The sequence below is a fragment of the Streptomyces sp. CNT372 genome (assembly GCF_000377145.1).
Genome location: NZ_KB897778.1, coordinates 197090 through 212023, shown reverse-complemented (window position 1 = coordinate 212023; position 14934 = coordinate 197090). Strand labels below are relative to the sequence as shown.

The 14934-nt window shown below is 71.4% G+C and carries 12 protein-coding genes; 11 read left to right on the top strand and 1 reads right to left on the bottom strand.

Going from position 1 to position 14934, the window contains the following annotated elements:
• Positions 1-2: 2 nt before the first annotated feature.
• The 8 genes from C593_RS0106305 (at position 3) to C593_RS0106270 (ending at position 9703) form a co-directional block, all read left to right on the top strand.
• A complete protein-coding gene (locus C593_RS0106305) occupies positions 3-932 on the top strand; it encodes a hydroxymethylglutaryl-CoA lyase (RefSeq protein ID WP_051093637.1) in 930 nt (309 codons plus the stop codon).
• Between the two features lie 7 nt (positions 933-939).
• The gene (locus tag C593_RS0106300; protein ID WP_018846448.1) at positions 940-2100 is read left to right on the top strand and encodes an acyl-CoA dehydrogenase family protein; all 1161 of its coding nucleotides are present in this window, start codon (positions 940-942) and stop codon (positions 2098-2100) included.
• Between the two features lie 250 nt (positions 2101-2350).
• On the top strand, positions 2351-3388 hold the full coding sequence (locus tag C593_RS0106295) for an ABC transporter substrate-binding protein (RefSeq protein WP_018846447.1): 1038 nt from the start codon (positions 2351-2353) through the stop codon (positions 3386-3388).
• Between the two features lie 89 nt (positions 3389-3477).
• On the top strand, positions 3478-4314 hold the full coding sequence (locus tag C593_RS0106290; RefSeq protein WP_018846446.1) for a siderophore-interacting protein: 837 nt from the start codon (positions 3478-3480) through the stop codon (positions 4312-4314).
• Between the two features lie 260 nt (positions 4315-4574).
• Positions 4575-6017, top strand: a complete 1443-nt coding sequence (locus C593_RS0106285) for a pyridoxal phosphate-dependent decarboxylase family protein (protein ID WP_018846445.1) — start codon at positions 4575-4577, stop codon at positions 6015-6017.
• Entirely contained in the window at positions 6001-7305 is a 1305-nt protein-coding gene (locus C593_RS0106280) for a lysine N(6)-hydroxylase/L-ornithine N(5)-oxygenase family protein (protein ID WP_018846444.1), read from the top strand. The genes C593_RS0106285 and C593_RS0106280 overlap by 17 nt, the downstream gene beginning before the upstream one ends.
• Positions 7302-7889, top strand: coding sequence for a GNAT family N-acetyltransferase (locus tag C593_RS0106275; RefSeq protein ID WP_018846443.1), 588 nt, complete (start codon positions 7302-7304; stop codon positions 7887-7889). The genes C593_RS0106280 and C593_RS0106275 overlap by 4 nt, the downstream gene beginning before the upstream one ends.
• Entirely contained in the window at positions 7886-9703 is a 1818-nt protein-coding gene (locus tag C593_RS0106270) for an IucA/IucC family protein (protein ID WP_018846442.1), read from the top strand. Before C593_RS0106275 ends, C593_RS0106270 begins: the two co-directional genes overlap by 4 nt.
• A gap of 81 nt (positions 9704-9784) precedes the next feature.
• Here C593_RS0106270 and C593_RS0106265 read toward each other — a convergent pair whose 3' ends face one another.
• Positions 9785-11452, bottom strand: a complete 1668-nt coding sequence (locus C593_RS0106265) for a family 20 glycosylhydrolase (RefSeq protein ID WP_018846441.1) — start codon at positions 11450-11452, stop codon at positions 9785-9787.
• 300 nt (positions 11453-11752) lie between these two features.
• On the opposite strand from C593_RS0106265, the gene C593_RS0106260 reads away from it, so the two are divergent.
• From C593_RS0106260 to glmS, 3 genes are all read left to right on the top strand, one after another.
• Entirely contained in the window at positions 11753-12676 is a 924-nt protein-coding gene (locus C593_RS0106260; RefSeq protein WP_018846440.1) for a DUF4429 domain-containing protein, read from the top strand.
• A 66-nt stretch (positions 12677-12742) separates the two neighbouring features.
• Entirely contained in the window at positions 12743-13021 is a 279-nt protein-coding gene (locus tag C593_RS0106255) for a hypothetical protein (RefSeq protein WP_018846439.1), read from the top strand.
• An 86-nt stretch (positions 13022-13107) separates the two neighbouring features.
• Positions 13108-14925 carry a glutamine--fructose-6-phosphate transaminase (isomerizing) gene (gene glmS, locus C593_RS0106250; RefSeq protein ID WP_018846438.1) on the top strand — a complete coding sequence of 606 codons (1818 nt, stop codon included), beginning with the start codon at positions 13108-13110 and terminating at the stop codon, positions 14923-14925.
• The last annotated feature ends 9 nt before the right edge of the window (positions 14926-14934 follow it).

Sequence of the window (14934 nt, the reverse complement as noted above, 5' to 3'; positions counted from 1 at the left end):
CGATGCCCTTCCCCGAGCCGGGACTGCCCGCACGGGTCCGCATCCACGAGGTCGGCCCCCGGGACGGCCTCCAGAACGAGAAGACGGTCGTCCCCACCGAGGTCAAGGCGGAGTTCGTCCGCCGGCTGGCCGGGGCCGGGCTGCGCACCGTCGAGACGACCAGCTTCGTGCACCCGAAGTGGGTGCCCCAACTGGCCGACGCGGAGCAGCTGGTGCCGCTGCTCGACGGCATGGACGGCCTGGCGGGCGTCCGCCTGCCCGTCCTCGTCCCCAACGACCGCGGTCTGGACCGCGCGCTCGGGCTCGGGGTCCGCGAGGTCGCCGTGTTCGCCAGCGCCACCGAGTCCTTCGCCAAGGCCAACCTCAACCGCACGGTCGAGGAGTCCCTGGCGATGTTCCGGCCGGTCGTCATAAGGGCCGTCGAGCACGGTCTGCGGGTGCGCGGCTATGTGTCGATGTGCTTCGGCGACCCCTGGGAGGGCCCGGTCCCCGTCGAGCAGGTCGTCGCGGTCTGCCGCCGTCTGGTGGAGATGGGCTGTGACGAGCTGAGCCTCGGCGACACCATCGGGGTGGCCACCCCGGGCCATGTCGGCGCCCTGCTCACCGCCCTCACGGACGGCGGGGTTCCGGTCGAACGGCTCGCCGTCCACTTCCACGACACCTACGGGCAGGCCCTCGCCAACACCCTGGCCGCCCTCCGGCACGGCGTCGGCGTCGTCGACGCCTCGGCGGGCGGGCTGGGCGGCTGCCCCTATGCCAGGAGCGCCACCGGGAACCTGGCCACCGAGGACCTGGTGTGGATGCTCGACGGCCTCGGCATCGAGACCGGGGTCGATCTCGGCCGCCTCACCGCCACAAGCGCGTGGATGGCCGAACAACTGGGCCGTCCCAGCCCGTCCCGTACCGTCCGCGCCCTCTCCCACAAGGAGTGACCACCCCATGTCCCTGGACCACCGGCTCTCCGCCGAGCACGAGGAACTCCGACGCACGGTCGAGGAGTTCGCCCACGATGTGATCGCGCCCAAGATCGGCGACTTCTACGAGCGCCATGAGTTCCCGTACGAGATCGTGCGGGAGATGGGCCGCATGGGCCTGTTCGGGCTGCCGTTCCCCGAGGAGTACGGGGGCATGGGCGGCGACTACCTGGCCCTCGGGATCGCCCTGGAGGAACTGGCCCGGGTCGACTCCTCGGTGGCCATCACCCTGGAGGCGGGCGTCTCCCTCGGCGCGATGCCGGTGTACCGCTTCGGCACCGAGGAGCACAAGCGCGAGTGGCTGCCCCGGCTCTGCTCGGGCGAGCTGCTGGGCGCGTTCGGGCTGACCGAGCCGGGCGCCGGCTCGGACGCGGGCGGCACGCGCACCACCGCCGTGCGCGACGGCGACGAGTGGGTGATCAACGGCTCCAAGTGCTTCATCACCAACTCCGGCACCGACATCACCGGCCTGGTCACGGTCACGGCGGTCACCGGCCGTACCTCCGAGGGGAAGCCGCTGATCTCCTCGATCATCGTCCCCTCCGGCACCCCCGGCTTCACGGTCGCCGCCCCCTACTCCAAGGTCGGCTGGAACGCCTCGGACACCCGGGAGCTGTCCTTCGACGACGTCCGGGTCCCGGTGGCCAATCTGCTGGGCGAGGAGGGCCGCGGGTACGCCCAGTTCCTGCGCATCCTCGACGAGGGCCGTATCGCGATCTCGGCGCTGGCGACCGGTCTGGCCCAGGGCTGTGTGGACGAGTCCGTGAAGTACGCGCGCGAGCGGCAGGCGTTCGGGCGGCCGATCGGCGAGAACCAGGCCATACAGTTCAAGATCGCGGACATGGAGATGCGGGCGCACATGGCCCGCGTCGGCTGGCGGGACGCGGCCTCCCGGCTGGTCCTCGGCGAGCCCTTCAAGAAGGAGGCCGCCCTCGCCAAGCTGTACTCGTCGACGGTCGCGGTGGACAACGCCCGCGAGGCCACCCAGATCCACGGCGGCTACGGCTTCATGAACGAGTACCCGGTCGCCCGGATGTGGCGCGACTCCAAGATCCTGGAGATCGGCGAGGGCACCAGCGAGGTCCAGCGCATGCTGATCGCCCGCGAGCTGGGCCTCCCGGGCTGACGGCCCGGCCCCCGCTCCGCTCGGGCCCGTTCCGGTTCCGGCCGCAAGGCCGGGTCGGGGCGGGCCCGTTCCGCGTCGGGGTGCGCCCCGGCCGGGGCCGGGCCGCCGCTTCCGCGCGCCTTCGCTTGCCCGTGGGGGAGATCACTTCCGTACGCCCCGCCCCGCCCTATGACCGAGGATGAGGTTAGGCTAACCTACCCACGAACCTCACCAGTGTGGCCGAATCGGCACGTACGAAAGCGACTCCACCATGTCCAACGCCCGAGCATCCCACCTCACCCGCCGCGGCCTTCTCGCCGCCGGTGGCGCCCTCGGGCTCGGAGCCGCGCTCGCCGCCTGCGGCAGCGGCGACGACGCCAAGAGCGGCGACTCGGGCAAGGAGACGGGCAAGGCGTCCGGCCCCTGGTCGTTCAAGGACGACCGCGGCACGACCGCCGAGCAGAAGTCCGTCCCGAAGAACATCGTCGCGTTCACCGGCACCGCCGCCGCCCTGTACGACTACGGCATCGAGGTCAAGGGCGTGTTCGGCCCGACCAAGACCGCCGACGGCAAGCCCGACGTCCAGGCCGGCGACATGGACGTCAACAAGGTCGAGATCCTGGGCAATGTCTGGGGCGAGTTCAACGTCGAGAAGTACGCGGCGCTCTCCCCCGAGCTGCTGATCACCGACATGTGGCAGAAGGACGCCCTCTGGTACGTGCCGGACCAGTCCAAGGACAAGATCCTGAAGCTGGCCCCGAGCGTCGCCCTGTGGGCCGCCGAGACCACCATGCCGAAGGCGCTCGCCCGCCGTGCCGAGCTGGCCGAGTCCCTCGGCGCCGACCTCAAGGACAAGAAGGTCACCGACGCGAAGGCCCGCTTCGAGGCCGCCGCCGAGCGTCTGCGCCAGGCCGCGAAGTCCAAGCCCGACCTCAAGGTCCTCATCGGCTCCGGTTCGCAGGACCTCTTCTACGTCTCCGTGCCGAAGACGAGCGCCGACACGCTCTACTTCCAGGAGCTGGGCGTGAAGTTCGTCGAGCCCAAGCCCAACGCGCAGGGCTTCTTCGAGGAGCTGTCCTGGGAGAACGCCGACAAGTACGAGGCCGACATCATCATCCTGGACAACCGGACCGGCACCCTCCAGGACGCCGACCTGAAGAAGGCCAAGCCCACCTGGGCGAAGCTGCCCGCCGTCAAGGCCGGCCAGGTCTTCCCGCGCGTCACCGAGCCGATCTACTCGTACGCCAAGTGCGCCCCCCTCCTGGAGGACCTGGCCAAGGCGATCGAGAACTCCAAGAAGGTCTCCTGACCCCTCCGCGCCGGCCGGCCCCGCCCGTGCGGACCGGCCGGCGCGGAGACCGCCCCCCGACCGGACGACCGCCGAGGTTTCCCGACATCATGTCGACACAGACCGAGACCGCACCGTTCCGCTTCTTCGACCTCACCGTCGACCGGACGAGGCGGCTCGGGCCGTCGCTCGTGCGGGTCACCTTCACCGGCGAGGAGTTGAAGGACTTCGCGGCCGGCGGCCGTGACCAGTCCCTCTCCCTCTTCCTGCCGCACCCCGGCCAGCAGACCCCGGTCGTTCCGCGCGAGGCGGGGGACATGTACGCGGTCCTCGGCGCCTGGCGCGCGCTCCCCCACGAGGAGCGCGCGGTCATGCGTTCGTACACCCTGCGGGAGCAGCGGGCCGAGGCCGGGGAGGTCGACATCGACTTCGCCGTGCACGAGGACGGCGGCCCCGCCTGCCGCTGGGCCCTCGCCGCCCGGGCCGGGGACCGGGTCACCGTGCTGGGCCCGGCCGTCGCCGACAACACGGCGGTGCGCTGCCGTCCCCCGGAGGGCACCGAGTGGGTGCTGATCTGGGGCGACGAGACGGCCCTCCCGGCGGCCGCCGCGATCCTCGAATGGCTCCCCGCCGGCATGCCCGCCAGGGTGTGGCTGGAGGTCCCGCACGCGGGCGACCGGCTGGAACTCGCCACGGCGGCCGACGCGGAGGTCACCTGGCTGGTCCGCGACGCGGACGCCCCCGCCGCGGTCGAGGCCGTGTCCGCCGCCGAACTGCCCGACGGCGTCCCGTACGCGTGGATCGCGGGGGAGTCCGGGAGCGTGAAGGCGCTGCGGCGCCATCTGGTGAACGAGCGCGGCATCGACCGCAGGCGGGTCACCTTCGTCGGCTACTGGAAGCGCGGCGTGAGCGAGGACGGCCTGCGCGAGACGCCCGACCCGGACTGACCGCGCGGCACGGACCGACCGTCCGACACGGACCGACCGTCCGACACGGACCGACCGCGCGGCACCTCCGCGTCCGCGTCCGCCCCCGCACCCCTGATCACCCGCGCGGTGTGAACAACCCCACAGCGTGAGGACGATCAGAGGCGCGAAGCCCGACCCAACCGAGGTTAGGCTTACCTAAGTTCAACGCCTCGTTCCTCTTCCCCGCCCCGCCTGCCCGGAGGAACGGCACCGTCCCCTCACCCCCGGAAGGGCACTGCATGCGCACGCACCTGCTCAATGACACGACCGCGGAGCACTACCGTCGCTCCGTGACCGAGGGCGTCGAGCGGGTGGCGGCCAAACTCGCCGCGACCCAGCGGCCGTTCACCGGAGTCACCCCCGACGAGCTCGCTCCCGTCGTGGCGGCGGTCGACCTCGACAAGCCGCTCGGCGACACCGCCGCCGCACTCGACGAGCTGGAGGACGTCTACCTCCGCGACGCCGTCTACTTCCACTCCCCCCGCTACCTCGCCCACCTCAACTGCCCGGTCGTCATCCCGGCCGTGCTCGGCGAGGCCGTGCTCTCCGCCGTCAACTCCTCCCTGGACACCTGGGACCAGAGCGCGGGCGGCACCCTGATCGAGCGCAAGCTCATCGACTGGACCTGCTCCCGCATCGGCCTCGGCCCCGCCGCCGACGGCGTGTTCACCTCGGGCGGCACCCAGTCCAACCTCCAGGCGCTGCTGCTCGCGCGCCAGGAGGCCGCGACGGACGACCTCTCGAAGCTGCGCATCTTCACTTCCGAGTGCAGCCACTTCAGCGTCCAGAAGTCCGCCACCCTGCTCGGCCTCTCCGCCGACGCCGTGGTCTCGATCCCCACCGACCGCACCAAGCGCATGCAGACGGTCGCCCTGGAGACCGAACTCATGGGCTGCGTCAGCGAGGGTCTGGTCCCCATGGCGATCGTCGCGACCGCCGGAACCACCGACTTCGGATCCATCGACCCGATGCCCGAGATCGCCGCCCTCGCCCGCGACTACGGCGCGTGGATGCACGTGGACGCGGCCTACGGCTGCGGACTGCTCGCCTCCCCGACCCGCCGGCACCTGCTGAACGGCATCGAGCAGGCCGACTCGGTCACCGTCGACTACCACAAGTCCTTCTTCCAGCCTGTGAGTTCCTCCGCCTTCCTGGTCCGCGACCGGTCCACCCTGCGGCACGCCACCTACCACGCGGAGTACCTCAACCCCCGCCGCACGCTGGAGGAGCGGATCCCCAACCAGGTCGACAAGTCCCTCCAGACCACCCGCCGTTTCGACGCGCTCAAGCTGTGGATGACCCTGCGTGTGATGGGCGCCGACGGCATCGGGCAGCTCTTCGACGAGGTCTGCGACCTGGCCGCCGCCGGCTGGGAGCTGCTGGCCGCCGACCCGCGCTACGACGTGGTCGTCCAGCCCCAGCTGTCCACCCTGGTCTACCGCTACATCCCGGAGTCCGTCACCAGCCCCACCCTGATCGACCGGGCCAACCTGCACGCCCGCAAGGCCCTGTTCGCCTCGGGCGAGGCGGTCGTGGCGGGCACCAAGGTCAACGGCCGCCAGTACCTGAAGTTCACCCTGCTCAACCCAGAGACGACGACCGCCGACATCGCCGCCGTCCTCGACCTGATAGCCGGCCACGCCGAGCAGTTCCTTGGAGAGAACCTTGTCCACGCTTCCTGACACCCGGCAGCCGCACGCCGAGCGCCCCCGCGCGACGTACGACGTCATCGGGATCGGGCTCGGTCCCTTCAACCTCGGCCTCGCCTGCCTCACCGAGCCGATCGGCGAACTCGACGCCCTCTTCCTGGAGTCCAAGCCGGACTTCGAGTGGCACTCGGGCATGTTCCTGGACGGCGCCCACCTCCAGACGCCCTTCATGTCCGACCTGGTCACCCTCGCGGACCCGACCTCGCCGTACTCCTTCCTGAACTACCTGAAGGAGAAGGGCCGGCTGTACTCGTTCTACATCCGCGAGAACTTCTACCCGCTGCGCGTCGAGTACAACGACTACTGCCGCTGGGCCGCCGCCAAGCTGGGCAACGTCCGCTTCTCCACCACCGTCACCGCCGTGGAGTACGACACCGCCGGCGAGGTCTACGCCGTGCGCACCGAGGGCGGCGAGACGTACACCGCCCGCCGGATCGTGCTGGGCACCGGCACCCCGCCGTACCTGCCCGAGTCCTGCCGGGGGGTGGGCGGCGACCTGCTGCACAACTCCCGGTACATGGAGCACCGGGAAGCCCTCCAGCAGAAGCGTTCCATCACCGTCGTCGGCAGCGGTCAGAGCGCGGCGGAGATCTACTACGACCTGCTCGCCGAGATCGACGTCCACGGCTACCGGCTCAACTGGGTCACCCGCTCCCCGCGGTTCTTCCCGCTGGAGTACACCAAGCTGACCCTGGAGATGACCTCCCCGGAGTACATCGACTACTTCCACGCGCTGCCGGAGGAGACCCGCTACAGACTCGAGTCCCAGCAGAAGGGCCTCTTCAAGGGGATCGACTCCGAGCTGGTCGACGCGATCTTCGACCTGCTGTACCAGAAGAACGTCTCCGGCCCGGTCCCCACTCGGCTGCTCACCAACTCCTCGCTGGAGTCGGTCGGTTACGAGAACGGCACCTACACCCTCGGACTGCGCCAGCAGGAGCAGGGCAAGGACTACACGCTGGAGACCGAGGGCCTGGTGCTGGCCACCGGTTACAAGTACGTCACCCCCGAGTTCCTGAAGCCGGTCGCCAACCGCATCCGCCTCGACGGGCAGGGCCGCTTCGACGTGGCCCGCAACTACACGATCGACACCGCCGGCCGGGAGATCTTCCTCCAGAACGCGGGCGTGCACACCCACTCGATCACCTCGCCCGACCTGGGCATGGGCGCCTACCGCAACGCGTACATCATCCGCGAGCTGCTCGGCACCGAGTACTACCCCGTCGAGAAGAGCATCGCGTTCCAGGAGTTCTCCGTATGAGCACCCCCGACACCACCAACGGCAGCACCGGCCCCGGCGTCGGGAGCCTGACCTTCCGCCCGCTCGACCCGCAGGCCGACGCCGGTCTGCTGCACGGCTGGGTCACCCACCCCAAGGCCGCGTACTGGATGATGCAGGACGCCCGGCCGGAGGACGTCGAGCACGAGTACATGCGCATCGCCGCGCACGAGCACCACCACGCCTTCATCGGCCTGCACGACGGCGAGCCCGCCTTCCTGATGGAGAGCTACGACCCCCGCCACGTCGAGCTGGTCGGCCTCTACGAGCCCGAGCCGGGCGACGTCGGCATGCACTTCCTCGTCGCGCCGACCGACACCCCCGTGCACGGCTTCACCCGCGCGGTGATCACCGCCGTGATGCGGGAGCTGTTCGCCGACCCGGCCGTCCGGCGTGTCGTCGTGGAGCCGGACGTGTCCAACACCGCCGTGCACCGGCTGAACGAGGCCGTCGGCTTCGAGGCCGTGGAGAAGATCGTCAAGCCGGAGAAGGAAGCGCTGCTGAGCTTCTGCACCCGGGAGCAGTTCGAGAAGGCCACCGGAACCACCACGGGAGCCGCCGCGTGAACCCCACCGCCCAGAACCCCGTCGCCCACCTCACCCCCGAGCGCTGGGCCCGCGCCAACCGGCTGCTGATCCGCAAGGGCCTCGCCGAGTTCGCCCACGAGCGTCTGCTGACCCCCGAGCCGGACACCGCCGCCGAGGGCACCGCAGCCGAGGGCACCGGCACCGGCTGGCGGGTCACCAGCGACGACGGCTCGACCGTCTACCGCTTCCGTGCCGAGCGCTACGCCCTGGACCACTGGCAGGTGGCGGCCGACTCCATCACCCGCCACCGGGGCGCCGAGGAACTCCCCCTGGACGCGCTCCAGTTCGTGATCGAACTGCGCGGCTCCCTCGGGCTGAGCGACGCGATCCTGCCGGTCTACCTGGAGGAGATCTCCTCCACCCTCTCCGGCACGGCGTTCAAGTCCACCAAGCCCCGGCTCTCCGCCGCCGAGCTGGCGCAGGCGGACTTCCAGGCGATCGAGACCGGGATGACCGAGGGCCACCCCTGCTTCGTCGCCAACAACGGCCGGCTCGGTTTCGGTATCGACGAGTACCACGCCTACGCGCCCGAGGCGGCCGCCCCGATCCACCTGGTGTGGCTCGCCGCCCGCCGCGACCGGGCCGCCTTCACGGCCGGCGCGGGCATCGACTACGAGACCTTCGTCCGCGCCGAGCTGGGCGACACGGCGGTGGACGGCTTCGCCAAGACCCTGGCGGACCAGGGCCTCGACTTCGCCGACTACCTGCTGATGCCGGTCCACCCCTGGCAGTGGTGGAACAAGCTCTCCGTCACCTTCGCGGCCGAGATCGCCCAGCAGCGGCTGGTCTACCTGGGCACCGGCGAGGACGCCTACCTGGCCCAGCAGTCGATCCGCACCTTCTTCAACACCAGCGACCCGGCCAAGCACTATGTGAAGACCGCCATGTCGGTCCTCAACATGGGCTTCATGCGCGGGCTGTCGGCCGCCTACATGGAGGCCACACCCGCCATCAACGACTGGCTCGCCAACCTGATCGCGAGCGACGGGGTGCTCACCGCGGCCCGCTTCTCGATCATCCGCGAGCGGGCGGCGGTCGGCTACCGGCACCTGGAGTACGAGGCCGCCACCGACCGCTATTCGCCCTACCGGAAGATGCTCGCCGCCCTGTGGCGGGAGAGCCCGGTGCCGACCCTGGCCGACGGGCAGCGCCTGGCCACCATGGCCTCCCTGCTGCACGCCGACGACGAGGGGGCCTCCTTCGCGGCCGCCCTGATCGCCGGGTCCTCCCTGACGCCCGAGGCCTGGCTGCGCCGCTACCTGGACGCGTACCTGCTCCCGGTGCTGCACACCTTCTACGCGTACGACCTGGTGTTCATGCCCCACGGGGAGAACGTGATCCTGGTCCTCGGCCCGGACGGCGCGGTCGAGCGGGCGGTCTTCAAGGACATCGCCGAGGAGATCGCGGTCATGGACCCCGACGCGGTGCTGCCGCCCGCAGTGGAGCGCATCCGGGTGGACGTGCCGGACGACCAGAAGATCCTCTCCGTCTTCACGGACGTCTTCGACTGCTTCCTGCGCTTCCTCGGCGCGGCCCTCGCCTCCGAGGGTGTCCTCGGCGAGGACGCGTTCTGGCGGACGGTCGCCGAGTGCGTGCGCGGCTACCAGGAGTCGATGCCGCAGCTCGCGGACAAGTTCGCGCAGTACGACATGTTCGCCGAGGAGTTCACGCTCTCCTGCCTGAACCGCCTCCAGCTGCGCAACAACCAGCAGATGGTCGACCTGTCCGACCCGTCCGCCGCGCTCCAGTTCGTCGGCACGCTCACCAATCCGATCGCGCGGTTCGCCGCCTGACCGGGGCCTCCCGACTGCCGGGGCCCGGTGGGACACGGTCCCTCCCGCCGGGCCCCGGTGTCTTTCCGGGAAACGGGCCGCTCACCCGGCCGGCGCCGGCCAGGGCACCTGGGGCGAGCGGTGGAAGCCGATGCCCAGCGCCTCCATCCGGGGCCCCTGCGCCGCGAGCCGTACCCGGTAGTCCGCCCAGTCGTGCGTGGCCGCCGGGGACCAGCCCAGCTCCGCCACCCCGGGCAGCCGCGGGAACGCCATCGTGTCGATGTGCGCGTCGGTCGAGACGGTCTCCGTCCACAGGGGCGCCTCGACCCCCGCGACCGCGGTCTCGGGCACGCCCGGCAGATGGGAGCCCGGGTCCCAGTCGTAGGAGCGCTGGACCTCGACGTATCCCGCCCAGGTCAGCCCCAGCTCGGTGTTCTTGTCGTACTTCATGTCCAGATAGATCCGGTCCGCCGGGGAGAGCACGATCCGGCAGCCGTTCCGGGCCGCCGCGGCGACCTTCTCCTTCTCCGCGGCGGGTGTCCGGTCCAGCCCCCAGTACTGGACGAGCGACCCGCGCGCCGGGTTCGCCCCGGCGAGCTGGTGCCAGCCCATCACGGTCTTGCCGTACTTCGCGACCGTCCGCTGGGCCCGGGCCATGAAGGCGACGAAGTCCTCGTCGCTTGTGGAGTGGGCTTCGTCACCGCCGATGTGGAGGTACCGGCCGGGGGTGAGCGCCGCGATCTCGCGGATCACGTCGTCCACGAAGTCGTAGGTGATCTCCTTGCCCACGCACAGCGAGCTGAAGCCGACCTCGATGCCCGTGTAGAGGGGCGGGGCGACGCCGTCGCAGTTCAGCTCGGCGTAGGAGGCGAGGGCCGCGTTGGTGTGGCCGGGCATGTCGATCTCCGGCACCACCTCGATGTGGCGGGCGGCCGCGTACCGGACCAGGTCGCGGTACTGGGCCTTGGTCCAGTAGCCGCCCGGGCCGCCGCCGACCTGCGTGGAGCCGCCGTAGGTCGCGAGCCGGGGCCAGGAGTCGATCGCGATGCGCCAGCCCTGGTCGTCGGAGAGGTGCAGATGCAGGGTGTTGATCTTGTAGAGGGCGAGATGGTCGATGTACCGCTCGACCTGGCCGGTGGTGAGGAAGTGCCGGGCGATGTCGAGCATCGCGCCCCGGTGGGCGAAGCGCGGGGTGTCGGTGACGGTGCCGCCGGCCACCCGCCAGGGACCGGACTGCCGGGTGTCCCGCTCCACCCGGGAGGGCAGTTGCTGGCGCAGGGTCTGGGCGCCGAAGTGGAGTCCGGCGGCCGTGCGGGCGGTCACGGTGAGCCCGCGCGGCGAGGACGTCAGCCGGTAGCCCTCGGCGCCGAGGGCCCGTGCGCGCGGGTCCAGGCGGAGGTGGACGGCGCCGGGAGAGGGGCGTTCGGTCAGGGGCAGCCGATAGCCGGTGGAGGGCCGCAGGACGGCGGCGAGCTGTTCGGCCACGGTCCGCGCGGCCCGGGAGCCGTCGGTGCGGATACGGGTCCGCTCGGTCAGCGCGAAGGGCGCGCCGCCCGGCCGGACGGAGGCGGGGACGGGGACGATCGCGCCCAGCGGGCGGACCACGGGTTCGGCGGCGGCCACGGGTCCGCCGGGCGCTGGGGCGGCGACGGACGGGGTGGCACCGGAGGCCGCCGCGGCTGCGGTGACCAGCAGCAGCGAGCCGAGCAGACGGGAGAGACGGGGGCGATGGCCGCGCGGGCGGCGGATGACCGGTCGGGGCTGACTCACAGGGGGTCCCTTCGACGGGGGCTGTGCGCAGTGCTTCCGGACGGAATGACGGGGGCGCGGGACGCGCTGTCGGGCGCGAGACGCACTTCGGGCGCGGGACGCACACCAGGTGCGCCCGGCCCGCTTCATGCGTATCGCGCGCCCCAACCGCGGTCAAGGTGTAGACCACTTGCGCCCGGTGCGCGCCGCCGCCCCCGACCGGTGCGCGCCGCCGGCCCCCGGCCCGGTCCGGTCCGCTCGCCCCCGGCCCGGTCCGGTCGCCCCCGGTCCGCGCCCCGGCCGGGGTGGGAGAATCCCGGCGTGGCAGAAATCATCCAGAAAGACGGGACCTGGACCTTCGACGGCGACACGATCCGCATCGTGCCCGGCAGTGACAAGAGTGTGAGCCGGCTCCGCCGCGCATGCGGCGAGATCGGCGTCCCCCTGCGGGCCGTGGCCGGCGTCTCCTTCGAGCCGGGCCGGAAGGCGGGGCGCCTGCGGTTGCGGCTGCGCGACGGCGCCGACCCCCTCCTCCAGATCACCGGCGGCACCCTGGACGACGGCTCCGACCCGTACCGGCTGAGCGTCGAGGCGGACCGCTCGGGGGTGGCCGAGTACTTCGTGGACGAGGTGCGCAACGCCCTGCTGCTCGACCAGGTCGCGCAGGGGCCCGTCGACTCCTATCTGCTGCCGGGGCCGGGCGTGCCGATCACGGTGTCGGCGGGTGACGGGACGGTCTCCTTCGACGGCGAGCGCGTCCGGCTGGAGTGGAGGTGGCAGGCCGAGGAGGCCAAGCGCTCGGGCGGGGCGCGCACCCTGCTGCTGAAGGACGTGACCCGGGTGGAGTGGCTGCCGTCGGCGGGCCTGGAGAACGGCTGCCTGCGCTTCTCCGACGCCTCGACGCCGCCGAGCCGGCCGGAGCCCAAGTACGACCCGTACGCGGTGGAGCTGTGGGGCTTCCGCAACGACCCCCTGATGGCACTGGTAGCGGCGGCCGTGGTGGCGCGGATGCCGCACCCCCGGGCCGCCGGGGACGACGCCGCCCCGCCGAAGATCCTGTCCCCCGCCGCCTCCGCCCCCGCTGCGGCGCCCGCGCCCTCCGCGCCTGCCGATGCGCCCGCCGCCGGGGACGACCACGACGCGCTGCTGCGCCGGCTGCGGGAACTGGGCGAGCTGCACGCGGCCGGAATCCTCACCGAGGAGGAGTTCACGGCGGCGAAGCAGGCCGTGATCCGCAGAATGTGACCCGATCCTGCCCGGAATCGGGCAGGATTCTTGCGAAACCCCTCCCCCGCCCCTCACTATCTACGGGTGCTCGAACACCGCCCGGCGTCCCACGACGACCTCGTCGACCATCTGGTCCGCAGTACCGCGCTCCCGCGTGGTGAGGCGGCCCGGGTAGTGCTGGACGTGCTGGCGTACTTCGACGAGACGACCGAGGAGTTCGTCCGCCGCCGCCATCGCGAACTGCAGTCGGGCGGCGCGGTGAACGCCGAGATCTTCGAACGGATCGCGGCCGAACTGCCGCACCGGGCCGTGGCGCCGCCGGAGCTCTCACTCCGTCAGCTGCGCCGCATCGTCTACGGCTGACCGGAACCCGGCGCCGGGCGCCCGGCCCGCCGGCCGTACCGGCCCGGGCCACGAGCACACACCGAACCACGGAGGGGCTAGGACGTATGTGCGGAATCGTCGGTTACATCGGCAGGCGTGATGTGGCTCCGCTGCTGCTGGAGGGGTTGCAGCGGCTGGAGTACCGGGGCTACGACTCGGCGGGAGTGGTGATCAACAGCCCGAAGGCGGCCACCCTGAAGGTGGTCAAGGCCAAGGGCCGGGTCCGCGACCTGGAGGCCCGCGTCCCCAAGCGCTTCGCCGGCACGACCGGCATCGCGCACACCCGCTGGGCCACCCACGGCGCCCCGAGCGACGAGAACGCGCACCCGCACCTCTCCCACGACAACCAGGTCGCCGTCGTCCACAACGGCATCATCGACAACGCCTCCGAGCTGCGCGCCAAGCTGGAGGCCGACGGCGTCGTCTTCGCCTCGGAGACCGACACCGAGGTCCTCACCCACCTGATCGCGCGCTCCCCGGCCGAGACCCTGGAGGAGAAGGTCCGCGAGGCGCTCCGCCTGGTCGAGGGCACCTACGGCATCGCCGTGATGCACGCCGGCTTCGCCGACCGGATCGTGGTGGCCCGCAACGGCTCCCCGGTCGTCCTCGGCATCGGCGACAAGGAGATGTTCGTCGCCTCCGACGTCGCGGCCCTGGTCGCGCACACCCGCCAGGTCGTCACCCTGGACGACGGCGAGATGGCCACCCTCAAGACGGACGACTTCCGCACGTACACCACCGAGGGGTCGAGGACCACGGCCACGCCCACCACGGTGGAGTGGGAGGCCGAGTCGTACGACATGGGCGGCCACGACACGTACATGCACAAGGAGATCAGCGAGCAGCCGGACGCGGTGGACCGCGTGCTGCGCGGCCGGATCGACGACCGGTTCAGCACCGTCCACCTCGGCGGGCTGAACCTGGACGCCCGCGAGGCCCGAGGCATCCGCCGGGTGAAGATCCTCGGCTGCGGCACCTCGTACCACGCGGGTCTGATCGGCGCCGGGCTCATCGAGTCCCTGGCCCGGATCCCCGCCGACGCCGAACCCGCCTCCGAGTTCCGCTACCGCAACCCGGTCGTGGACCCCGACACCCTGTACATCGCGGTCTCCCAGTCCGGCGAGACCTATGACGTCCTCGCCGCGGTGCAGGAGCTGAAGCGCAAGGGCGGCCGGGTCCTCGGCGTCGTGAACGTGGTCGGCTCGGCGATCGCCCGGGAGGCGGACGGCGGCACCTATGTGCACGCGGGCCCCGAGGTCTGCGTCGTCTCCACGAAGTGCTTCACCAACACCGTGGTCGCCTTCGCGCTGATCGCCCTGCACCTCGGGCGCATCCGGGACCTGTCGGTGGCGGACGGCAAGCGGATCATCGACGGTCTGCGCCGGCTGCCCGGCCAGATCAGCGAGATCCTGGAGACCGAGGACGAGATCAAGAAGCTGGCCGTCCAGTACGCGGACGCCAGGTCGATGATGTTCATCGGCCGGGTGCGCGGCTACCCGGTGGCGCTGGAGGCGTCCCTGAAGCTGAAGGAGATCTCCTACATCCACGCGGAGGCGTACCCGGCCTCCGAGCTGAAGCACGGCCCGCTCGCGCTGATCGAGCCCGCGCTGCCGACCGTCGCGATCGTGCCGGACGACGAGCTGCTGGAGAAGAACCGCGCGGCCCTGGAGGAGATCAAGGCCCGCTCCGGCCGGATCCTGGCGGTCGCCCACCGCGAGCAGGAGAAGGCCGACCACACCATCGTGGTGCCGAAGAACGAGGACGAGCTGGACCCGATCCTCATGGGCATCCCGCTGCAACTGCTCGCTTACCACACCGCGTTGGCCCTCGGCCGGGACATCGACAAGCCCCGGAACCTGGCCAAGTCCGTGACGGTGGAGTAGCGGGCACCC